Source organism: Novosphingobium sp. HNCC26BN242 (assembly GCF_057180525.1).
Genome location: NZ_JBXUGM010000002.1, coordinates 904,470 through 924,399, shown reverse-complemented (window position 1 = coordinate 924,399; position 19,930 = coordinate 904,470). Strand labels below are relative to the sequence as shown.

The following is a 19,930-nucleotide window of genomic DNA, read 5'->3' as shown; positions in this document are numbered from 1 at the left end:
GTCGTTTTGACTTTTTTCTGAAATTTCTCACTTTGCCCCCGTTCGGCCCTATCCAAACCGTGTGGCGGCAGGTGGCCAGCTACCCGCCACGCTGGCCGTAACACCGGGTTAACGGCCCCTGCTGTAGAGGCGGTGAGGCATGAACAAGATATCGACACCTGCAATAACGCCAACGCCCCCTCGTGAGTCGTTCGAACCTGCACAGCTTGCCGGGCAGGAGTCACTCGCGGGTGATGTAAAGAAAGCAATCATCTGGCGATCAGGCAGCCAGATTGCCGCGCAGATCGTCAGCTGGTCGTCCACATTGATCGTGATGCGGCTACTGTCACCTGCAGACTATGGCCTGTTTGCCATGTCGCTCGTCATGCTGAGCTTCCTGACGTTCCTCAACGGCTATGGCTTTGCCAGCGCCCTTATACAGGAGCGCAATCTCGATCAGTTCCGCATCCGACAGGCATTCGGCCTGCTCCTGTCAGCAAATGCGCTGATTGCCGCTGTGCAGTGGTTTTCGGCTCCGTCAGTCGCTGCGTACTACGGCCAACCTGTCGTCGCCGATATGCTGCGCGTGCAGACGCTGATCTATATCTCAACGCCTTTCATCGCGATTCCCGAGGTATTGATGGGCAGACGCCTCGATTTCCGCAGCCAAGCCGTGGTCAATCTCACATCGGCCATGACGGGCACAGTTATCTCGCTGGCCATGGCTTGGGCATACTTTGGCGTGTGGACGCTGGTCTATGCGCCGATCGTGATGTTCTGGGTGCGCGCCATCGGCCTGACGATCCTTGCGCGATCGCTGGTTTGGCCAAGTTTCGACTTTCGCGGGTGCGGGAATATCTTCCGCTTTGGCCTTGCCATCCTGTTGACCCAACTGTTCTGGCTCGTGCAGACGCAGAGCGACATCTTTGTGATTGGGCGCAAGCTGACCCCGCACGAAGTCGGCGTTTATTCACAGGCCGTGTTCCTGGCGACGATCTTCTATTCGCGTTTCGTGCCTCCGCTTAACGAAGTGGCGTTCCCGGCCTATTCGCGTTTGCAGGACGATCTGCCAGCGCTGCGCTGGTCCTTCCTGCGGTCAGCCCGCCTGATTATGCTGATTGCCGCGCCGCTTTATGTGGGCATGGCTGTGAGTGCCAAGCCGCTGGTCGCGACTCTGTTCGGCCCGACGTGGATCGAACTTCCGCCGCTGATCGAGTTCATGGCTTTGGCAATGCCCTTCATGACATTGCAGATCCTGTTTGCCCCAGCACTCAATGCCATCGGCAAACCGGAGGTGCCGGTACGCACGGCGATTGCCGGAGCCGTGATTTTCGCTGCCTCATTCATCGGTGCCGCGCAATTTGGAATTATGGCGGTGGCTGCGATCTGGTGCGTGGCGGCACCCCTGCTGCTGCTAGCAACCATTCTGCTTTCGCGCCCGGCGCTGGGTATAGGCCTTATCGACATGTGGGGGCCGCTGGCTTTGCCAGTGGGTAGCAGCATCGCAATGGGCGTAGTTGTGTGGGCCACAGATCGCTGGGTGATCGCGACTCGGCTCGATGCTCTGCCCTTGCTGCATCTGGGCTTGCTCGTGGCAATCGGCATCGCTGCCTATGCAACGGTCATCCACACCACCGACCGACAAGCGCTTGCCCAAATCTGGGCGCTGATCCGCCGCAAGCCCGAAGCGGCGGCTGCCTAAGGCGCGCTTGCCTGCATCCGGGCGAGAGCGCGCCGGTCAAACCAAGACCATAGGCCACCGCGCGGCTTGAATCCGGTTAGATGCTGCGGATAGAGGCTAGCCAGCCGTTCCGGCAAGCCGTTCGGCCCTCGATCACGCAAAACGTGAGTAATGATGCGGTCCTGAAAGTGGCGCACCGCATAGTTTATCATGCGGCCATGCTGCATGCGCCAGCTGCGCAGATTGAGCGGAGCAAACGGCTCACACCGAAAGCCTGCCGTCATCACCGGACACACCCGGTCTTCATGCCATTGCGAGAGCGGGCCAAGATCGGTCTTCGCGAGCGCACCGACAAGGCCATCGTCACCGACAAGGTCGACCGGCAAGCGGATGCCGCTGGTACGCAGCCTGTCCACAAAGCTGCCGCGCAGGGCATAAAGATCGCCGAACACACCGTGCGATTGGACCATGAGGCGACGATAGTAATCAGCACGGCGGCCATTGAGAGGCGGCGCTGAGGCCAGATTCGCTTCGGGGTGTGTATCAAGCGCAGCCAACAGGGCAGGAATCGATCCGGGCGCAACTTCAGCATCGCCATCGACTAGCACCACTGCGGGCGAATCGGACGGCAGTGTATCGAGGACAATGCGGTTCCAACTGCGTGCCTTGCCCGGCTCGGGCAAATCATGCAGCGTCAGATTGTTGTGCTGCGCGGCAATACTGGCAACGATGGCCGCCGTATTATCGCGCGCGCCATTGACGACCACATGGATCGCAAACCCAGCATAAGACAGTGGTAGTGTTGCAAGGCAGCGGGCAATGCGGCGCTCCTCATTGTGCGCGAGGACAACCACTGCGACTGGCGCAGCATCTGCGCCGCCGTTGGTCATACTTCAGCCATTGCCCAGATCGTCACCGGGAAACGCTCATCATTGGCAAAACGCTTTTGCCACCCCGCACGCGCCCAGCGGAACAGGTTGCCCCGCACCGCAGCAGCATTGCCCCAGCCACCGGTCTCGATTTTGGCCGGATCAAAGCCGCACTCTTCAAGGAAATGCACCATCCCCAACTGCGTCCAGCGCGAACAGTCGGTGGGGATAGGGTGATAGCGGATCAGGAACGGCGTGATGTTGATGAACACGCCGCCGGGCTTCAGCATCGCGCGGACGTTCTTTGCCGCGCGATAAGGATACAGCAAATGCTCCCACACATTGTCGGCGATGATCACGTCAAACTTGGCGTCCATCACATCGTTGCAGATGTCATGCTCGGGCCAGTTCATTTCGGTATAGCTGCCCCACTGGCGCTGCCGCCACTTCCAGCCCGCTGAAATCTCCAGCGCATCCAGGTTTTGGGTGCCGCGCCGATCAAGCCAGGCATCGATCTCGCGATAGGCCACCACACGGGTAATATGCGTCTTGTCATACCCCACGGCGCGCGCCGCCGTTTCTGCCATGCCTATGGCGCGCGCGCGCCAATTGGGTGATGCCGAATCCATGCTCATGCTGCCCAAATAGCGGCAGGGGGTTGCCACGGCGTTAAGCACCCGATCGAACAGGCTGGTGGCATTGTCAAAACCGGCGTAAACTTCTCGCCGGGAGACGTAAGATGCGCTTGGGATTGGCATGGTGGACTGCAGTTGCGATGTTGGCGAATGCGCCAGCACTGGCGGCTGACGATCCGCTGCTTCCGCCGGGCCAGACCGATCTGGTCAAGATAACCGACGACCGATACGACCGGATGACCGTGCCCGTGCAGATCGGAACGCACGGCCCGTTCCGCTTTCTGATCGACACAGGCTCTGAACGCACCGTGCTTTCCCGGCAAGTTGCCACCACCATGGGCTTGCCTGTTTCCGGCAATGGCGTGGTGGTGGGCGTGGCCGGATCGCAAGCAGTCGAGCTGGTCGATGTGGACGAGATCAGCCTGGGCAAGCGCACCTATTACACGCTGACCGCGCCGCTGCTGGAACAGCAGCACATCGGGGCGGACGGCATTGTCGGGCTCGACAGTCTGCAGGAACAGCGCGTCCTGATCGATTTCCCGAAGGATACGATCACCATCGGCGATGCCGCATCACTGGGCGGATCGAAGGGGTTCGAAATCGTCGTCAATGCCCGGCGGCGTTCGGGCCAGTTGATCATGACCAATGCCGTGGTCGATGGCGTGCGCACCGACATCGTGATCGATACCGGGTCTGACAGTTCGATCGGCAACATGGCACTGCGCAATGCGCTCACGCGGCGTCGCAAGGCCGAACAGACCGTACTCTATTCGGTCACCGGACAACAATTGAGTGCCGATCTGATCATGGCCTCCACCATCGAGGTTACCGGACTGCAAATGCACAACACATTCCTTGCCTTTGCCGATTCGCCTGCGTTCCACCGGCTGGGGCTGGCAAAGCGTCCGGCGATGCTGATGGGCATGGCGCAGTTGCGCATGTTCCGGCGCGTGGCGATAGACTTTTCAACGCGACGCATCCTGTTCGATTTGCCCACCGGCATTGCCAGCGCAGATCGCGGGAGCCTTAACTATTGATGCGGCAACCCTGAGCTTGCCCAAAGCTCTGGTATAGTTGCGCACGGCCCCTATGTGAGAAGCCATGCCACCCGATACCTATACGAGTCCCAAGGACGCCCGCCACGATGGCTGGGCCACGCTCAAGCGCTTTCTGCCCTATTTGTGGCCTGCCGATAACGCAGTGCTGCGCCGCCGGGTGGTGGGCGCGCTGCTGATGGTGCTGGCGGGCAAGGCGACGACGCTCGCCCTGCCCTTCGCCTACAAAAAAGCGGTTGATGCCATGACGCTTCCGGCCGGTCTTGGGCGAGAAGGCGCACAACCCGCGCTGACGGTAGCGATGGCGTTCGTGCTGGCTTATGCGCTGGGGCGCTTTGCGGGCGTGTTGTTCGACAACTTGCGCAACATCGTGTTCGAACGCGTCGGCCAGGACGCGACCCGGCATCTGGCCGAAAACGTGTTCGGGCGGCTGCACCGCCTGTCTTTGCGCTTCCACCTCGCCCGCCGCACCGGCGAGGTGACCAAGGTGATCGAGCGCGGGACCAAGAGCATCGACACGATGCTCTATTTCCTGCTGTTCAACATTGCGCCGACCGTGATCGAGCTGACCGCCGTGATCGTGATCTTCTGGATCAACTTCGGGCTCGGGCTGGTGGGCGCGACGGTCTTGGCCGTGATCGCGTATGTCTATGTCACGCGCACGATCACCGAGTGGCGCTCTGCCCTGCGCGAGAAGATGAACCGGCTTGATGGGCAAGCCTTGTCACGCGCGGTCGATTCGCTGCTCAATTACGAAACGGTGAAGTACTTCGGCGCGGAGTCGCGTGAAGAAGCGCGCTATGCCTCAGCCGCGCGCGCCTATGCCGATGCGGCGGTGAAGAGCGAAAACAGTTTAGGCCTGCTCAACATCGCACAGGCTGTAATCGTCAACCTGCTGATGGCAGGCGCGATGGCGTGGACGGTGTGGGGCTGGTCGCAGGGGAAGCTCACTGTGGGCGACCTCGTGTTCGTCAACACCTACCTTACCCAGCTTTTCCGCCCACTCGACATGCTGGGCATGGTCTATCGCACGATCCGGCAGGGCCTGATCGACATGGCCGAAATGTTCCGCCTGATTGATACCCCAGTCGAAGTGGCCGATGTGCCGGGCGCACCGGCACTGGTCATCCAGCGCCCAAGCGTGACTTTTGACAATGTCGTGTTCGGCTATGATCGGGACCGCGAAATCCTGCACGGTCTCTCGTTCGAGGTGGCTGCTGGCAGCCGTGTGGCTATCGTCGGCCCCTCGGGCGCAGGCAAATCCACCATCGCGCGGCTGCTGTTCCGCTTCTACGATCCATGGGAAGGGCGCATCCTGATAGACGGGCAGGATATATCGCACATCACGCAGGCCAGCCTGCGCGCTTCGCTGGGCATCGTACCGCAGGATTCAGTGCTGTTCAACGACACCATCGGCTACAACATCGCCTATGGCCGCGATGGCGCGGGCATGGCCGAAGTCGAAGCCGCCGCGCGCGGTGCGTCGATTGGCGAATTCATCGCCCGCCTGCCCAAGGGCTATGACACCGAAGTCGGCGAACGCGGCTTGAAGCTCTCGGGCGGCGAAAAACAGCGCGTGGCCATTGCCCGCACGTTGGTGAAGAACCCGCCCATCGTGCTGTTCGACGAGGCGACCAGCGCCTTGGACAGCCGCACCGAGCAGGACATCCTCACCACGATGCGCGATGTTGCCAGTCAGCGCACGACGATCTCGATTGCGCACCGGCTCTCGACTATCGCGGATTCGGACACGATTCTGGTGCTGGATCAGGGGCGTCTGGCCGAACAAGGCAGCCATGCCGACCTGCTGCGCCGTGATGGGCTCTATGCCGAAATGTGGGCTCGGCAGGCGCAGGAAAGCGCCGAGGTCAGCGAGGCGGCGGAGTAAGCTTACGACGAACCCAAAAACTCTCGTCGCCGCGGACTTGATCCGGGGCCACCTTTTTTGGCCATGGCCGAAAGAACAAGGGAGGATCACGGATTTAGTCCGGGATGACGAGAAATTGAATGCATGAAGCCTACTTCACCACATCAGCCTCATGCCACACCACGGCCTGCGCGACCTTTATACAGTCCATGCCTGCGTCAAAAGTCATCGCGGGTGAGCCATAGAGCTGCCAGCCTTGCTCCAATGCTTCGGACACGCGCTCGCAAAAGGCGCGGTCGTCCTTGCCGGTGAGAAGGCGGTATACGGGGCGGTCTTCTGGAGTCTGGTACATCGCCTGAATCATAGCAGCCTCATACATACTGGCAATTCTTGGCTTGCGCACTTGCCCGGCGCAGGTCACGAAACAGACATGACAAAAAGCAGTCACGATACTGAACGGTTCGGCCAGCCAAAGGGCCTGTGGACTCTTGCCGGCACCGAGTTCTGGGACCGCGTGTCGTTCCACGGCATGGTCTCGATGCTGGTGCTCTATATGACCGGTGATCTCCTCGTGGGATCGCGGGCAGACTCGGTTGCCGGGTTCGCTACCTATCGAGATTTTCTGCAGAGCCTTGGGGTAGACATGACCCCCACGGCTATCGCGACGCAGACATTTGCGTTCTATTTCGCCGGTGTAACCTTCTTGCCGCTGGTCGGCGGCTGGCTCGGAGACAGGGTGATCTCGCGCCGATTTGCCGTGGCGGCTGGTGCGCTGTTGATGACTGCCGGGCATTTCTGCATGGCATACGATGCCACTTTTCTTCTGGCGCTACTGCTGCTGGTGTTTGGTGCAGGCTTGCTGCGCGGCAATCTGATGCCGCAGATTCGTGCGCTCTACGCAGACGGCGACCGGCGCCTCGCCGATGCGTTTCAGGCTTACAGCTTCTGCATCAATATCGGAGCGTTTCTGGCACCGCTTGCCAGCGGTGCCGTGGCCAAAGTCTATGGATGGCACGCCGGATTCGCGGTGGCTGGCCTCGGAATGTTGGTGGGGCTGGTCTGGTATCTGGCAGGATCGCGCCATTTACCGCTGCAGCCGACCCGCGCACAACGCAAAGGACCGCGCGCAGCCTTCACGCCAAGGGAGCGGCGCGGCTTGATCGGCTTGGCGCTGGTCTGGCCAGTCAGCCTCGCCTTCTGGACGACGCAAGCCCAAGTCTGGAATGTCTACAGCATCTGGGTGCGAGACCATATTCGCATGGAATTTGGCAATTTCGCCGTTCCCATTCCCTGGCTTCAATCGCTCGATGGGCTGGCCCCCGCCATTGCCGCGCCGATCCTGATCGTGCTGTGGCGCTGGCAGGCCGCCCGCGGCACGGAACCCGCAACCTTGACCAAGGCGGCTTTCGGCTGCCTGATAATGGCGGGTTCTACACTCTTGCTGGCTCTGGCCCCCCTCTTGGCAGGCCCTGACGGACGCGGACCACTGTGGCTCGTTGTCCTGTTCCACATGATTTCAAATTTCGGAGCCATCAGCTTTGCCCCTGTGATTCGCTCGTTCTTTGCCGAACAAGCGCCGGAATCAATCAGGGGCACCGTGATTGGCCTTGAGTCTCTATCGGTAACCGGTGCCAGTCTGATCAGCGGCCTCATGGGTGGATGGTATCAATCGGTCTCACCGCCGGTGTTCTGGGTGGTAAGTGCATCGATTGCTGGAACTGCCGGCATCGCGCTGCTGATCGTGCGTCATGGTCTGGTCCGCTGGATCGTGGGTGATACCGCCGTTCAGACCGACGAACCCTCGCAACCGGCGAATGCGCCAGCTTGAAGCAGGATTTCAAACTTCTTCCTATTCCTCCCCGGGAAACCGGGCAAACTCGGGCAGTCTGTGCGCATGCACCACCCAGCCCAAACGTTCTGCCGTCTGGATATGGACTTGCGCGGGTAACTGATCGGGATCGTCGAACGTGGCGGATTGCACATCGACGATGCCGGGCAGGTTGTCTTCATTGGTGAAGAACAGTCCGGTCCCGCATGTCGGGCAGAAGCTGCGCAGCGAAGCGCCCGAGGAATTGAAGGTCGTTACTGCCCCTTGCGTCAGCGCGAACTGATCTGCTTTGAACATCGCCCATGAAACCATCGGCGCGCCCGCGCTCTTGCGGCAATCGATGCAGTGACAGATTGCCACGTGCATCGGCGGGCCATCCACCGTGTAACGCACTGCGCCGCATTGGCATCCACCGGCAAGTTCCATCAACGCTCTCCCATCCGAGTCGGCGATAAGAACATTAAAAGAACAAACCAACCCTCACAAGATATACTTGGAAAGGTCTGCGTTACCCGCCAGCGCGGTCAGCTTGCCTGCTACATAGGCCTCATCGATCAGCACTGTCTCGCCCACGCGGTCTTCGGCTTCGAAGCTCACTTCTTCCAGCAGCTTTTCCATCACCGTCTGCAATCGCCGCGCGCCGATGTTCTCGACGCTTTCGTTCACTTGCGCCGCTGTTCGGGCAATCGCGCGGATGGCTTCGGGCGTGAACTCCAGCGTCACGTTCTCGGTGGCAATCAGTGCGCGGTATTGCTCAACCAGATTGGCCCGCGTTACCGAAAGGATGCGCACGAAATCGTCTTCGGTCAGCGCCTGCAATTCCACGCGGATCGGCAAACGCCCCTGCAATTCGGGCAGCATATCGCTCGGCTTGGCCACATGGAAAGCACCGCTGGCGATGAACAGCACATGGTCGGTCTTCATCGGGCCATACTTGGTCGCCACGGTCGTGCCCTCGATCAGCGGCAGCAGATCGCGCTGCACGCCCTCACGGCTGACCGACCCACCGCGCACATCGGACACGGCAATCTTGTCGATTTCATCCAGAAACACGATGCCGTTGGTTTCGGCATTGCGGATCGCCTCACGCTGGACATCATCCTGATCCATGCGCTTTTCGGCTTCTTCCTCGACCAGCTTGTCCCACGCATCGGCCACGCGCATCTTGCGGCGCTTGAGGTTCTGCTTGCCGAATGCCTTGCCCATCATGTCCGACAGATTGATCATGCCAACACCGCCGCCCATGCCCGGAATCTCCATCGGCATCGAAGGCGCATCTTCCACCTCGATCTCGACCTCGACCTCGTTCATCGAACCATCGGCCAGCCGCGCCTTGAAGCTTTCGCGCGTCGCCTCGCTCGCGCCATCGCCGACCAATGCTTTGAGCAGCCGGTCCATCGCGGCCTTGCTGGCAGCCTCGCGCACCGCATCGCGGCGGCGCTCCTTTTCCAGCCGGATCGCCTCTTCCACCAGATCGCGCGCAATCTGCTCCACATCGCGGCCAACATAGCCGACCTCAGTGAACTTGGTCGCCTCGACCTTGATGAACGGCGCGTCGGCCAACTTGGCCAGACGGCGGCTGATTTCGGTCTTGCCGCAACCCGTCGGCCCGATCATCAGGATGTTCTTCGGCGTCACCTCGTCGCGCAGTTCGGCCGACAGGCGCTGCCGCCGCCAGCGGTTGCGCAGCGCCACGGCGACGGCCTTCTTGGCGTCGGTCTGGCCGACGATATGCTCGTCCAGCGCACGGACGATGGCTTTGGGGGTAAGGAATTCGGTCATGGCAATCTCACAACATCCGTTCGTGTCGAGCGAAGTCGAGACACTTCGGCGCTCGCGTGTCTCGACTTCGCTCGACACGAACGGGGACAGATCGGATTAGATTTCTTCCAGCGTCACTCGGTCGTTGGTGAAGACGCAGACTTCGGCGGCCACTTGCATGGCACGGCGGGCGATCTTTTCTGCATCGTCTTCGTAATCGGTCAGCGCTTTAGCTGCGGCGAGCGCATAGTTGCCACCCGAACCGATGGCAGCGATCCCGCCTTCAGGCTCCAGCACGTCGCCGTTCCCGGTCAGGATGAGAAGCGTCTCCGCATCGGCCACAATCATCAGCGCTTCAAGATTGCGCAGATACTTATCGGTGCGCCAGTCTTTGGCAAGTTCCACTGCGGCCCGCATCAGCTGGCCGCGATGCTGCTCCAGCTTGCGTTCCAACCGTTCGAACAGGGTGAAAGCATCAGCGGTAGCGCCGGCAAATCCGGCGATGACCTTGCCCTTGCCGCTTTCATCCAGCGCGCCAATCCGGCGCACTTTGCGGGCATTGGGCTTCATCACCGTGTTGCCCATGGAAACCTGACCGTCACCAGCGATGACGGTGCGGCCGTTCTTCTTCACCGCGATGATGGTGGTGCCGTGCCACTGGATAAGGCCGTGGCTCGCCCTGCTATCGTCCATGCTCTGCGATATGAGGCGCAGTGCATGGATTTCAAGCGGTACTGATTAGCTGCCGTTCGGACCAGTGCCGCCCGGAGCCTGCCCTTGCCCGCCCGGAATCGCGCCGACCGCGCCGATATTGCCGAACAGATCCTGGAAGAATGACCGGTCACGGCCCAGCGTCTCGGTCTTGTCGCTCTCGGGCGAAAGGCGGGCGACCTTTTCCATGCCTTCGCGGCTGAGCGAGGCGACATTGCCCTTGGGGTCAAAATCAACCACCAGAATGCTCTGGTCCGAAGTGCGCGGGCGGTTGAACGGGCGCTGCTTCGTGTTCATCGCCACGTAGTACCACGCTTCCTTGCCATACTGGCTCGTGAAGGTCGGGCGGCCAAGCGCGCGTTCCACCGATTGCTTGTTGTCCACGCCTGGCTGGACCGAGGACACCAGCACTTCATCGATGATGTAGCCGCGGTGGTCCTTGATGCTGGTGCAACCTGCCGCCACCACGCACAGTGCGATCATTGCCGCACCCTGCACCATCAGCCGACTGTTCCGCATTCGCAAACTCCGCTCTTTACTTGGCCTGTGTCATGCCCATTTGCATAGGCAACAGACAGTCACTATCGCCCATTTTTTCGCCAGGCCCAATTTCAGGACCCTTAGGGTCCAATCGGGATTACCGCAATGCCAGCCGCACAAGCATCAACCCCGCATCAACAAGCGCGTGCTGGACGGCATTGATTTAATCGCCCCTGAACAACCAAAGCTGAACGGGCGAACACCAAGGATCAAGCGTAATGTCAATTTTAGGAAAGCTGTTCGGACAGAAGGACGATGACCGCGCCGTGGCCCGTCCGCTGTGGCATCGCACGGTGGAGATTGCGCGCGAGAAGGAATGGTACCGCGATTGCGGCGTGGCCGACACGGTGGCCGGACGCTTCGACATGATCACCCTGATCCTATCCATCGTGATGATCCGCATGGAGCGGGATGCCGAACTGGTCGAGCCATCCGTTCGCCTGACCGAACTGTTCGTGGATGACATGGACGGCCAATTGCGCGAAAGCGGCGTGGGCGATCTGGTGGTGGGCAAGCGCATGGGCAAATTGATGAGCGTTCTGGGCGGCCGCCTTGGGGCCTATCGCGAAGGGCTCACCTCAAGCGATGAAACCGTGATGGCCGATGCTGTCCTGCGCAATGTCAGCCTGCACGAAGGCACCGATCCGCTGCTTGTCGCCCGCCGCGCCCGTGCCTTTGCAGCCGGACTTGATCTTGTTCCCGCCTTTCGCGTTCTGGACGCAGAGATCGGAAAATGAGCACGCATAATCTGCCAGAGCAGGAATTCTCGCATGTTCTTGATTTGCGCCAGATCGGGGATGCGCCAGTGCTGCTTGCACCCAATGAAGACGACCGCCGCCGCCTTGCGGGCCGCTTCGGCATCACCGCTATCGATTCGATGCGCGCGGAACTGCGTCTGACTGTCGACGGGCAGAATGTGGAGGCCAAGGGCCATCTGAGTGCCAGCATCGTGCAGATGTGCGCCATCTCGGGCGAGGACTTCCCAGTAAAGGTAAGCGAACCTGTGGCCTTGCGGTTTGTTCCCATCAGCGCGCCGAGCGCGCCTGATGAGGAAATCGAGATCACCGCCGACGATTGCGACGAGATAGAATACGAGGGCACCACGTTCGATCTTGGCGAAGCGGTGGCGCAAAGCCTTGCTCTTGCGATCGATCCTTTTGCCGAGGGGCCCAATGCCGAAAAAGCGCGGGCCGAACATAAGCTTGGTGGCGATGTGGCTTCCGGCCCCTTCGCGGCGCTGGCTGCGCTGAAAAAGGACTGAGCAGTTGGCAACCACCATGACAGACCACGGTCCAACCGGCACCCGGCCAGCGGGTAGATCGGGTGGCCGTGACCTGACCAGTGGTCCGATCCTGAAGACGCTTGTACTCTTTGCAGCTCCCACCCTCGCATCCAATATCCTGCAATCACTAAACGGTTCGATCAATTCGATCTGGGTGGGCCAATTGCTCGGCGAAGGCGCGCTGGCCGCCACGGCCAATGCCAACGTGGTGATGTTCCTGGTGTTTGCCGCCGCATTCGGTTTCGGCATGGCTGCCACAGTCAAGATCGGACAGGCCTTTGGCGCAGGTGACGTGCTGGCAGCGCGCCGCACGTTCGGTTCTGCTGTGGGCTTTTGCGTGCTGCTTTCGCTGGTGATCGGCGCGCTGGGGTGGATCTTCGCGCCAGAACTGCTGACCGCGATGGCTGCGCCGGGCGAGACGTATGGCATGGCGCTCATCTACTTGCGCGTGATCTTCGTGGCGATGCCCGCATCGATGATCACCGTGATGCTGGGCATGGGCCTGCGCGGCGGGGGTGATGCGGCCACGCCTTTGAAGTTCATGATCCTGTCGGTCGTCCTCGATATCGCGCTTAATCCGCTGCTGATTGCAGGCTTCGGCCCGGTTCCGGCCATGGGCATTGCCGGATCGGCGCTCGCCACCGCCATCGCCTCGATCGCATCAATGATCGGCATTGTCGGCTATGTTTACTGGAAGGACCTGCCGCTGCGCCTGCGCGGAGCGGAATGGGCATGGCTTTGGCCGCGCCGGGATGAGCTGGGCTATATCCTGACCAAAGGCCTGCCGATGGGCGCACAGATGCTGGTGATTTCAGCGGCTGGCATCGTCGTCATTGGCCTTGTGAACCGCGAGGGCTTGCTGATCAGCGCGGCTTATGGCGCGGCGTTGCAGTTGTGGACTTATCTGCAGATGCCCGCGATGGCGATTTCCGCTGCCGTCAGTGCCATGGCCGCACAGGCAATCGGTGCGGGCCTCAACGCACGGCTTGGCCGGATCACGCGCTGGGGCGTCTTGCTCAACCTGACTGTCACCGGCCTGTTGTGCGCGATGATCCTGCTGTTTGACCGCCCTGCGCTCGAACTGTTTCTTGGCGCAGGCAGCCCGGCGGTGGACGAAGCCCGGCATATCCAGATCCTTGCCAGCTGGAGCTACATCCTGTTCGGCGTGACCGTTGTCCTGTTCGGCACGATGCGCGCAGGCGGCGTGGTCTGGACGCCGTTGATTATCCTGTCGTTCGTTATGTATCCTGTGCGATTGGGCTTTTATTACGCCCTGTACCCACAGATCGGTGCGGATGCGCTGTGGCTGGCTTTCCCAGTCAGCTCATTGGTCGCCGTCGCGCTTTCCGCCTACGCATACAGCAGGCCGCAATGGCTTCAGCGCGCGCGCGTAGTGCCTGCAAGCCAATGTGAGGAAGAGACGAAAGCGGACGCCGATCCTGCAGGCAGGATGGCACCCAACCTCTGACTACCTGCTTTGCGCGCGCCAGCGCTGGACCGTGCGTTCCACTGCGCGCTCCTCGCCCCCGCTCTTGCTCCACAGTTCATAAAACGAAGGATCGTTTGAAGCCGGGCGCTTCATCACTTCAAGTTCATCGAACGAGACTCGCATCGGGATCGAAACGCCCTCGCCCGAAATGATGCATTCGCGGTTTCGCAGCGCCGGAATCGTATCAACAAAGCCACGCGCGCCTTCAGGCATGGCCGCCTTGACGAACGCCTGATCGCGATCATTGTTCAGGCGCATCGAAATGATCGTGCCGCACTGCGACAGCACACCTTCGGCCAGATCGGAGGGTCGCTGCGTGATCAGGCCCAGCGAAATGCCGTACTTGCGCCCTTCCTTGGCGATGCGCGAAAGGATGCGGCCCACCGATGAGCCATCGGAATTCCGCTCGTTCGGAACGTAACGATGCGCCTCCTCGCACACCAGCAGCACGGGCCGCGTCTCTTCCTCACGCGCCCAGATCGCATAGTCGAACACCAGACGGCTGAGCACGGCGACCACCGTTGTGGTGATTTCCGATGGCACGCCCGAAACATCGATGATCGAAATCGGCTTGCCGTTGGCCGGCATACGGAAAATGCGCGAGATGAACTCCACCATCGTATCGCCCACCAGCATGCCCGAGAACATGAACTGATAGCGCGGATCGCTGCGGATCTCGTCAATCTTGGCCTTCAGCCGCATATAGGGGATCGAATTGGTGCCCTTGTCCAGGCGGCCCATTTCATTTTGCAGGATAATCAGCAGATCGGACAGCAGATAGGGGATCGGCGAATCGACCGTGATCTTGCCAATCTGTTCGGCCAGCCGGTTCTTGCTGCGCGCAGCCAGCAAGCACTTGGCTAGAATGTCCGAATCCAGCTGGCGTTCTTGCCCGGTGGTAGTGATGAACACCTCGCAGTGTTCCTCGAAATTCATCAGCCAATAGGGCATCTGCAGGTTTGATACATCGAGCAGCTGGCCGGTCGTCTTGAAGGCACTGCCATATTCGCCATGCGGATCGATCATCACGATGTGGCCCGAAGGAGCCATTTCGCAAATCCGGTGCAGGATCAGCGCGGCGGCAGTCGACTTGCCTGTCCCGGTCGATCCCAGCAAAGCAAAATGCTTGCCCAGCAGAGCGTCGACATAGATCCCGGCACGGATGTCACGTGTGGGGAAAACTGTGCCTACCGATATGTTGGTGCGCCCGTCACTTGCATAGATCTGCCGCAGATCGCTGGATGTAGCGGGGTAGACCAATGCGCCGGGGACCGGAAACCGCGTAATGCCGCGGCGGAACCCATAGATGCGCCCGGTCAGCCGTTCTTCTTCGCCCTCGCCCAGAAAATCGATCATCGCGACAATGCCGCCTTCGACAGACGTGTCCTGCCGCTGGGTGCGTACGCTGGCGAGCAGCCACGAATTGCCGACGCGAATTTTGATTTGGCTGCCAACTTTGCCTGAAAGCGCAATCGAAGGATCGGTATCGTTAGAGCACTGTTCCAGCCGCGAAAGATCGAGCGCGATGGCCGAACTTGACCCTGCAATCTCGCGGACATGGCCAATAGGAATGTGCGAGTTCTCCGATATCGGCGCGTCCGCTGGCAGGATACGCGGCGCACGCGCATCGGTGCGCTCGGTGCCCATGTCGTCACGCGTTGTAAAACCCTGCATCCCCATTTCGGACATTACGCGTCAAACCCCTTGGCCGGATGTGGCATGTGGGCAAAGCATATCGGCGCAGGGTTAATAACGGCTAAACCTTAGATAGTGCGCCGAGCCATCAGACCAGCGCAAAGAGTCGTCCGGCAATCCATCCCATGCCCACCGAAAGGAGCACAGCAAACAGGCCATAAATCCAGCCATTGCGATCGGCGGCTACAGCCACGAAGCGCTCGAAACCCTGCTTCCTCACCTCAACCCGCGTGATCGCCGAAGCCACCACCTTGCCACCGCGAATGGCAAAGGTCTCGGCCGTGTAGGTGCCGGTCTGAACGCTGGAAGGCAGGCTGATCCGGGCCTGATAGAGCACTTGGCCACTGATCTTCACGCCGCCCTGTTCCTCGCGATAAAGCCCTTGGCGGCGCATCAGATCAACCAGCCCTTCCGAAAAGCGCCGCTGCTCCTTGGGATCAATCACGCCAATCGGGGAAAGCTGCAGCCATTTCAGCCCCAGTTCGTAAATGGCAGCCGTCTTGTCATCCACAATCTCGGCAATTGGCCGCGATGAAGCTACCGCAAAATAGGCAGGAGCCGACCGGAATTCGAGCGAATCGGCATTGATCCAGATCCCGGCAAGTTTCTGCTTTTCGCGCAAGACGATCGATTGCAACGGCCCTTCGAGGACCACCACAATGTCGTATTCCTGCGCCGCACGGCTGCCTTCGGGGCTAAGGATCGCGCCGAACAGCAGCAGATCAGCCCCCGTGAAGCCCTGACGGACCTGAATTTCGTGCTGCGAGATTTCCGGCACGAGAATCGGATCGCGTGCGCCAAGCAGAAACATGCACACCAGCAGCGCGATCAACCGCAACCGCCCGCTGGCCTGCGCCTTTGCGATCATAGCGGCACCACGGAATATATCTCGTCCGGGCGATAGCCGAGGCGCAGCGCCATTTGCATCGCCACCAGCAGCACGATGGCCGCCAGAATCAGCCGCAGATGTTCTGGCTTGGCCTTCTGCGCAAACTGCGCGCCAACCTGCGCACCGGTGACTGATCCGATCAGCAGCATCACCGCCAGCACGATGTCCACCGCGCGTGTGGTCAGTGCATGCATCATCGTGGTGGCCATGGTCACAAACAGGATCTGGAACAGCGATGTGCCCACCACCACGTTTACCCCCATGCCAAGGATATAGAGCAACGCGGGCACGAGGATGAAGCCACCGCCGATGCCCATCAGCATGGTCAGGATGCCGGTCAGTATTCCCAGCAGCAGCGGCGCGAGCGGAGATATGTACAACCCGGACCGGTAAAACCGCCAGCGCAGCGGCAGGCTGGCCACCAACGGATGATGCCGCCGCTTGCGCGCGGGCATCGGCAGCCCGGATTTCTGCGCACGCAAGGTCGTAATGCTCTCATGCGCCATCAACCCGCCGATGCCGCCCAGCATTAGCACGTAGAGGATATTGATCACCGTATCGATCTGCCCCAGCGATTGCAGCAGGCGGAACAGCAGCGAACCAAGGCCAGTGCCGATTACGCCTCCTGCCACCAGCACCGCACCGATATGATAATCGATCCCGCCGCGCCGGGCATGGGCAAAAGCGCCTGAAACGCTTGCACCTGTCACCTGGCTTGCTGCGGATGCCGCGGCCACGGTGGGCGGCACACCATAGAATATCAGCAGGGGCGTGGTCAAAAAGCCGCCGCCGACACCGAACATGCCGGACAGCAGCCCCGTCAACGCGCCCAGACCTATGATCACCAGCCCGTTGACCGAAAGGTTCGCGATCGGAAGATAAACATCCATTGCAACACTGACGCTAGGCCCGGTGTGCGCTGCCAGCAACCCCGGCGGGCTGCTTTTGCGGCAAAAAGCTGTAGCTGGTCTCACGTCAGAACGATGATGCAACCGTCAAAGCAGGCCCGCTGGCCGGTCGGGCATTGCCGGCAAGGCGGAACCGCCAGTCAATCGCGATCCGTGCGGGGTTGGTATCGCCCAGATCCAGCCGAAAAGAAGCGCGCGGCCCTGCATCAAGGCGCACCGCCCCTTCTTGCCCGCCCGACCAGACACCTGCGCCAACGCGCACATCACGCGTGGGGCCACCGATCCCGGGAAGCGCACGCTCCACAACCAGTTGCGCATCATAGAATGCCGTTGCTTCGCGCCCTCCAGCATAGCCCGCCTGCGCATAGGCTTCAGCCGTAAATCCAAGCGGCAAGGCTTTTGGGGGCAGTTCCGTAATCACAGTCGCCACCGGGCGCATCTGCATCGGGCTGGCCACCGTATCTTGCAATCGCACCTCGGCCAGCACCCGTAGCGGCAGCCGCACGATGGGCCTTATACCAAAGCCAAGCGCGATTTCCTTGTCCTTGCCCGGCGCGTTGATCGCAAGCGAAGTGCGCAGATAGCCATAGCTTTCGTGCAGTTCGCCTCGCCCCAAACGATAGCGCACGACAGCGCCAGCCTGGCTCGCCCCATAGGACGCAGCCCCCGGCGCTTGCGCTGCCGCGCCACTACCAGCGCGCATCAAAAGCCAGTTGTCTCCGCTCCAGCGCGGATCATCCTTTACAGATGCCCGTGGCGGTTGCGGGTCCGATAGAGCCTCGGTTTTTTCTGTTATTACGCTTTTCAGCCTGCGGGCAGGCGGTGACAAGGCTGGGTTGAAGTTGCTCAGGAAGCTGATCTTTACCAACGCAGGAAACGCCTGCCGACTTTCGTTGCTTGCAACTGGCGCAGCCTTGGGCGGAGCGCTACCTTGCAAGCGTGCCGACTTTTCAAGAGCAACCAACTGCGGCTTCACCTCAGGCGTCAGGGTGCGAAGCAAAGGCCGCGCAGCGGGTTTCATGAACCCGGTTCGCACCACACCGCTGCTCTCGTCGCGCGCTTCACCCTTCCAGATGGACACTCTTGCACCAGTCCAGACCATCACGACCAGCGCCAGCACAGCAACCGGCTGGCCCTGCCATTGGCGCTCACCCGGCCCCATCACGCGGTTGGCAGCGGGATGGCCGCAGCGTCGGCTTTGCCCCCACACACTTGGGCAACATGCACACGGTGCACCGTATGCTCCCAGCGCAGTCGCCCCCCGGCCAACACGCGCAGATAGGCGATCAGCGCGCGGCGTGTGGCGATGATCGAGATGATGTTGCCCACCGGGAACCGCAGCACGGCCCGCACACCCTCAGGCCAGCCATATTCCCGCCCGGAAAAAAACGCGCGCATGGCCAGTCGCCAGATCAGACTGACAATGTTGAACGCCAGCAATCCCCGCAACACGCTGTCAGGCTGAACCGGCCTCACTAGCCCAAAAGCTTCGAGCACAAGCATGATCGGCCACAGCCCAACAAGCAGATAGGCTACGGCCAGCACCATCGCGACCAATGGCCCGCGCCTGTCACGCAATCGCATCCACAGGTCGCTGGGCCGTCGGTTCCAGCCCAGCCTGTCCCAACCCTGAAACGCGATGCCGTGAATCCAACGGGTCTTCTGGCGCACAGACGTTGTCAGCGAGCCGGGAAAATATTCGCGCGTGGCGATCAGTGCGCCGTGCTCGTCGCGCATGCGCAGAAAGATCGATTGCCCCCCTGTCTCATTCACCAGCAACCCGCACTCGTAATCTTCGGTGAGGCATTCTGCAGCGAAAGGCTCGGCACTTGCCCGGTGTTGCAGAATGCGATCAATCGCAGCGCGTGAAAATGCACAGCCGACCCCGGCAGCGGGCAACGCCGCACCGATCCAGTCGCGCACCACCATGTCGCGCGCATGCGCTTCGGCGAATTCATCGCAATAATGCCCGCCAATCCAGCGCGATTGCGCATCTGGTTCGGGCCGCACCGGCAGTTGCACAAAATCGGCGTGATCCAGTGCCCGGTCCATCAGCGAGAGCGCCGAGGGATGCACCATGTCTTCGGCATCATGCAGGATCACCGCACGCACCCGCTGCCCGCTGCGCCGCTCATCCTCGCAAATTGCGCGATAGAGCCGGTTCAGACAGTCGGCCTTGGTGGTTGGCCCATCGCAATCGTGCAACACCACACGAAGACGTTCGTCTCCACCTGCCGCGACCAATGCCGCCAGGGTGGCCTCGTCATTGCGATAGCATCCCACATAGATGCGCAATTTGCGCTGTGGCCACGATCGGAATGAATGGCGGACCATTTCGCCGATCACACCAAATTCCTGCCACGCCGGAACCAGCACGGCCGCCATTCCGGTCAATTCCTCAAGTGCGGGCGCAGATAGCTGCTGCGCGCGCAGCCCCCCGGTGAACCGCAACCGGAACCAGATGATATCAACCAGCAATTCGTCGATCGCAAAAACGGCAAACCAGATTGCCGCAAACAGCAACAGTTCATGCTCGGCAACAGCGAGCCATTGCAGTGCGGTGTAACATGCCCCGGGTACAACAGGCCCTGACATGAAAGGCCCAGATATGGACGGACACGCCAGCAAGATTCTGACCCCGTTTGACGCGCCGCATCACCAACAGCACAAAATCAACGGTATGCCTGCTTGGCACCGTTCAGGAACCAAGGGATGATTCGAAAATGGCAGAATTTAAGCGG

At 60.8% G+C, this 19,930-nt stretch carries 19 protein-coding genes; 7 read left to right on the top strand and 12 right to left on the bottom strand.

The annotated features are described in order from the left end of the window. Positions 1-139: 139 nt before the first annotated feature. A complete protein-coding gene (locus AC2A1F_RS12035) occupies positions 140-1,681 on the top strand; it encodes a lipopolysaccharide biosynthesis protein (protein WP_484208987.1) in 1,542 nt (513 codons plus the stop codon). On the opposite strand, the gene AC2A1F_RS12030 is transcribed toward AC2A1F_RS12035, so the two are convergent. Together AC2A1F_RS12030 and AC2A1F_RS12025 are read right to left on the bottom strand one after the other, a co-directional pair. After that, positions 1,678-2,550: a glycosyltransferase family 2 protein gene (locus tag AC2A1F_RS12030; protein WP_484208986.1), complete on the bottom strand. Its 873-nt coding sequence runs from the start codon at positions 2,548-2,550 to the stop codon at positions 1,678-1,680. The genes AC2A1F_RS12035 and AC2A1F_RS12030 overlap by 4 nt on opposite strands. Next, the gene (locus AC2A1F_RS12025) at positions 2,547-3,287 is read right to left on the bottom strand and encodes a methyltransferase (protein WP_484208985.1); all 741 of its coding nucleotides are present in this window, start codon (positions 3,285-3,287) and stop codon (positions 2,547-2,549) included. Before AC2A1F_RS12025 ends, AC2A1F_RS12030 begins: the two co-directional genes overlap by 4 nt. Between AC2A1F_RS12025 and AC2A1F_RS12020 the strand changes: the two genes are divergently transcribed. Then, positions 3,269-4,201 carry a retropepsin-like aspartic protease gene (locus AC2A1F_RS12020; RefSeq protein WP_484208984.1) on the top strand — a complete coding sequence of 311 codons (933 nt, stop codon included), beginning with the start codon at positions 3,269-3,271 and terminating at the stop codon, positions 4,199-4,201. The two genes, AC2A1F_RS12025 and AC2A1F_RS12020, sit on opposite strands and share 19 nt — an antisense overlap. Before the next feature lie 64 nt (positions 4,202-4,265). After that, positions 4,266-6,107 (top strand): ABCB family ABC transporter ATP-binding protein/permease, encoded by a 1,842-nt coding sequence (locus AC2A1F_RS12015; RefSeq protein ID WP_484208983.1) that lies wholly within the window; start codon positions 4,266-4,268, stop codon positions 6,105-6,107. A gap of 130 nt (positions 6,108-6,237) precedes the next feature. Here the strand turns inward: AC2A1F_RS12015 and AC2A1F_RS12010 are convergent, their stop codons facing one another. Then, the gene (locus AC2A1F_RS12010) at positions 6,238-6,438 is read right to left on the bottom strand and encodes a DUF1737 domain-containing protein (protein WP_484208982.1); all 201 of its coding nucleotides are present in this window, start codon (positions 6,436-6,438) and stop codon (positions 6,238-6,240) included. A gap of 78 nt (positions 6,439-6,516) precedes the next feature. Here AC2A1F_RS12010 and AC2A1F_RS12005 point away from each other — a divergent pair, with 78 nt between their 5' ends. Beyond that, positions 6,517-7,914 (top strand): peptide MFS transporter, encoded by a 1,398-nt coding sequence (locus AC2A1F_RS12005; RefSeq protein ID WP_484208981.1) that lies wholly within the window; start codon positions 6,517-6,519, stop codon positions 7,912-7,914. A gap of 21 nt (positions 7,915-7,935) precedes the next feature. Here the strand turns inward: AC2A1F_RS12005 and AC2A1F_RS12000 are convergent, their stop codons facing one another. The 4 genes from AC2A1F_RS12000 to AC2A1F_RS11985 form a co-directional block, all read right to left on the bottom strand. Next, complete coding sequence (locus tag AC2A1F_RS12000; protein ID WP_484208980.1) at positions 7,936-8,340, bottom strand: GFA family protein; 405 nt, start codon at positions 8,338-8,340, stop codon at positions 7,936-7,938. 54 nt (positions 8,341-8,394) lie between these two features. Further along, positions 8,395-9,696 (bottom strand): ATP-dependent protease ATPase subunit HslU, encoded by a 1,302-nt coding sequence (gene hslU / locus AC2A1F_RS11995; RefSeq protein WP_484208979.1) that lies wholly within the window; start codon positions 9,694-9,696, stop codon positions 8,395-8,397. Between the two features lie 96 nt (positions 9,697-9,792). Then, entirely contained in the window at positions 9,793-10,368 is a 576-nt protein-coding gene (hslV, locus tag AC2A1F_RS11990; protein WP_484208978.1) for an ATP-dependent protease subunit HslV, read from the bottom strand. Positions 10,369-10,413: 45 nt separating this feature from the next. Further along, the gene (locus AC2A1F_RS11985) at positions 10,414-10,905 is read right to left on the bottom strand and encodes an outer membrane protein assembly factor BamE (RefSeq protein WP_484208977.1); all 492 of its coding nucleotides are present in this window, start codon (positions 10,903-10,905) and stop codon (positions 10,414-10,416) included. A gap of 239 nt (positions 10,906-11,144) precedes the next feature. Between AC2A1F_RS11985 and AC2A1F_RS11980 the strand changes: the two genes are divergently transcribed. From AC2A1F_RS11980 to AC2A1F_RS11970, 3 genes are read left to right on the top strand one after another with little or no spacing between them, the layout of a single operon-like run. Next, entirely contained in the window at positions 11,145-11,663 is a 519-nt protein-coding gene (locus AC2A1F_RS11980; protein WP_484208976.1) for a ubiquinol-cytochrome C chaperone family protein, read from the top strand. Next, positions 11,660-12,187: a YceD family protein gene (locus AC2A1F_RS11975; RefSeq protein ID WP_484208975.1), complete on the top strand. Its 528-nt coding sequence runs from the start codon at positions 11,660-11,662 to the stop codon at positions 12,185-12,187. The genes AC2A1F_RS11980 and AC2A1F_RS11975 overlap by 4 nt, the downstream gene beginning before the upstream one ends. Positions 12,188-12,203: 16 nt before the next feature. After that, on the top strand, positions 12,204-13,676 hold the full coding sequence (locus tag AC2A1F_RS11970; protein WP_484208974.1) for an MATE family efflux transporter: 1,473 nt from the start codon (positions 12,204-12,206) through the stop codon (positions 13,674-13,676). Here AC2A1F_RS11970 and AC2A1F_RS11965 read toward each other — a convergent pair whose 3' ends face one another. From AC2A1F_RS11965 to AC2A1F_RS11945, 5 genes are all read right to left on the bottom strand, one after another. After that, positions 13,677-15,344, bottom strand: a complete 1,668-nt coding sequence (locus AC2A1F_RS11965; RefSeq protein WP_484209037.1) for an ATP-binding protein — start codon at positions 15,342-15,344, stop codon at positions 13,677-13,679. Between the two features lie 136 nt (positions 15,345-15,480). Then, positions 15,481-16,260, bottom strand: coding sequence for a TIGR02186 family protein (locus tag AC2A1F_RS11960; protein WP_484208973.1), 780 nt, complete (start codon positions 16,258-16,260; stop codon positions 15,481-15,483). Beyond that, positions 16,257-17,171: a sulfite exporter TauE/SafE family protein gene (locus AC2A1F_RS11955; protein WP_484208972.1), complete on the bottom strand. Its 915-nt coding sequence runs from the start codon at positions 17,169-17,171 to the stop codon at positions 16,257-16,259. Before AC2A1F_RS11955 ends, AC2A1F_RS11960 begins: the two co-directional genes overlap by 4 nt. Positions 17,172-17,256: 85 nt before the next feature. Then, on the bottom strand, positions 17,257-18,354 hold the full coding sequence (locus AC2A1F_RS11950) for a hypothetical protein (protein ID WP_484208971.1): 1,098 nt from the start codon (positions 18,352-18,354) through the stop codon (positions 17,257-17,259). Further along, on the bottom strand, positions 18,351-19,784 hold the full coding sequence (locus AC2A1F_RS11945) for a glycosyl transferase family protein (RefSeq protein WP_484208970.1): 1,434 nt from the start codon (positions 19,782-19,784) through the stop codon (positions 18,351-18,353). The genes AC2A1F_RS11950 and AC2A1F_RS11945 overlap by 4 nt, the downstream gene beginning before the upstream one ends. Positions 19,785-19,930: the final 146 nt, after the last annotated feature.

What these genes read in the sequence shown, in the direction of transcription:
- AC2A1F_RS12035 (WP_484208987.1), top strand. Translation starts at nt 140, where the DNA reads ATGAACAAGATATCGACACCTGCAATAACGCCAACGCCCCCTCGTGAG.
- AC2A1F_RS12030 (WP_484208986.1), bottom strand. Translation starts at nt 2,550, where the DNA reads ATGACCAACGGCGGCGCAGATGCTGCGCCAGTCGCAGTGGTTGTCCTC.
- AC2A1F_RS12020 (WP_484208984.1), top strand. Translation starts at nt 3,269, where the DNA reads ATGCGCTTGGGATTGGCATGGTGGACTGCAGTTGCGATGTTGGCGAAT.
- AC2A1F_RS12025 (WP_484208985.1), bottom strand. Translation starts at nt 3,287, where the DNA reads ATGCCAATCCCAAGCGCATCTTACGTCTCCCGGCGAGAAGTTTACGCC.
- AC2A1F_RS12015 (WP_484208983.1), top strand. Translation starts at nt 4,266, where the DNA reads ATGCCACCCGATACCTATACGAGTCCCAAGGACGCCCGCCACGATGGC.
- AC2A1F_RS12010 (WP_484208982.1), bottom strand. Translation starts at nt 6,438, where the DNA reads ATGTACCAGACTCCAGAAGACCGCCCCGTATACCGCCTTCTCACCGGC.
- AC2A1F_RS12005 (WP_484208981.1), top strand. Translation starts at nt 6,517, where the DNA reads ATGACAAAAAGCAGTCACGATACTGAACGGTTCGGCCAGCCAAAGGGC.
- AC2A1F_RS12000 (WP_484208980.1), bottom strand. Translation starts at nt 8,340, where the DNA reads ATGGAACTTGCCGGTGGATGCCAATGCGGCGCAGTGCGTTACACGGTG.
- hslU (WP_484208979.1), bottom strand. Translation starts at nt 9,696, where the DNA reads ATGACCGAATTCCTTACCCCCAAAGCCATCGTCCGTGCGCTGGACGAG.
- hslV (WP_484208978.1), bottom strand. Translation starts at nt 10,368, where the DNA reads ATGGACGATAGCAGGGCGAGCCACGGCCTTATCCAGTGGCACGGCACC.
- AC2A1F_RS11985 (WP_484208977.1), bottom strand. Translation starts at nt 10,905, where the DNA reads ATGCGGAACAGTCGGCTGATGGTGCAGGGTGCGGCAATGATCGCACTG.
- AC2A1F_RS11980 (WP_484208976.1), top strand. Translation starts at nt 11,145, where the DNA reads ATGTCAATTTTAGGAAAGCTGTTCGGACAGAAGGACGATGACCGCGCC.
- AC2A1F_RS11975 (WP_484208975.1), top strand. Translation starts at nt 11,660, where the DNA reads ATGAGCACGCATAATCTGCCAGAGCAGGAATTCTCGCATGTTCTTGAT.
- AC2A1F_RS11970 (WP_484208974.1), top strand. Translation starts at nt 12,204, where the DNA reads ATGACAGACCACGGTCCAACCGGCACCCGGCCAGCGGGTAGATCGGGT.
- AC2A1F_RS11965 (WP_484209037.1), bottom strand. Translation starts at nt 15,344, where the DNA reads ATGGGCACCGAGCGCACCGATGCGCGTGCGCCGCGTATCCTGCCAGCG.
- AC2A1F_RS11960 (WP_484208973.1), bottom strand. Translation starts at nt 16,260, where the DNA reads ATGATCGCAAAGGCGCAGGCCAGCGGGCGGTTGCGGTTGATCGCGCTG.
- AC2A1F_RS11955 (WP_484208972.1), bottom strand. Translation starts at nt 17,171, where the DNA reads ATGGATGTTTATCTTCCGATCGCGAACCTTTCGGTCAACGGGCTGGTG.
- AC2A1F_RS11945 (WP_484208970.1), bottom strand. Translation starts at nt 19,784, where the DNA reads ATGTCAGGGCCTGTTGTACCCGGGGCATGTTACACCGCACTGCAATGG.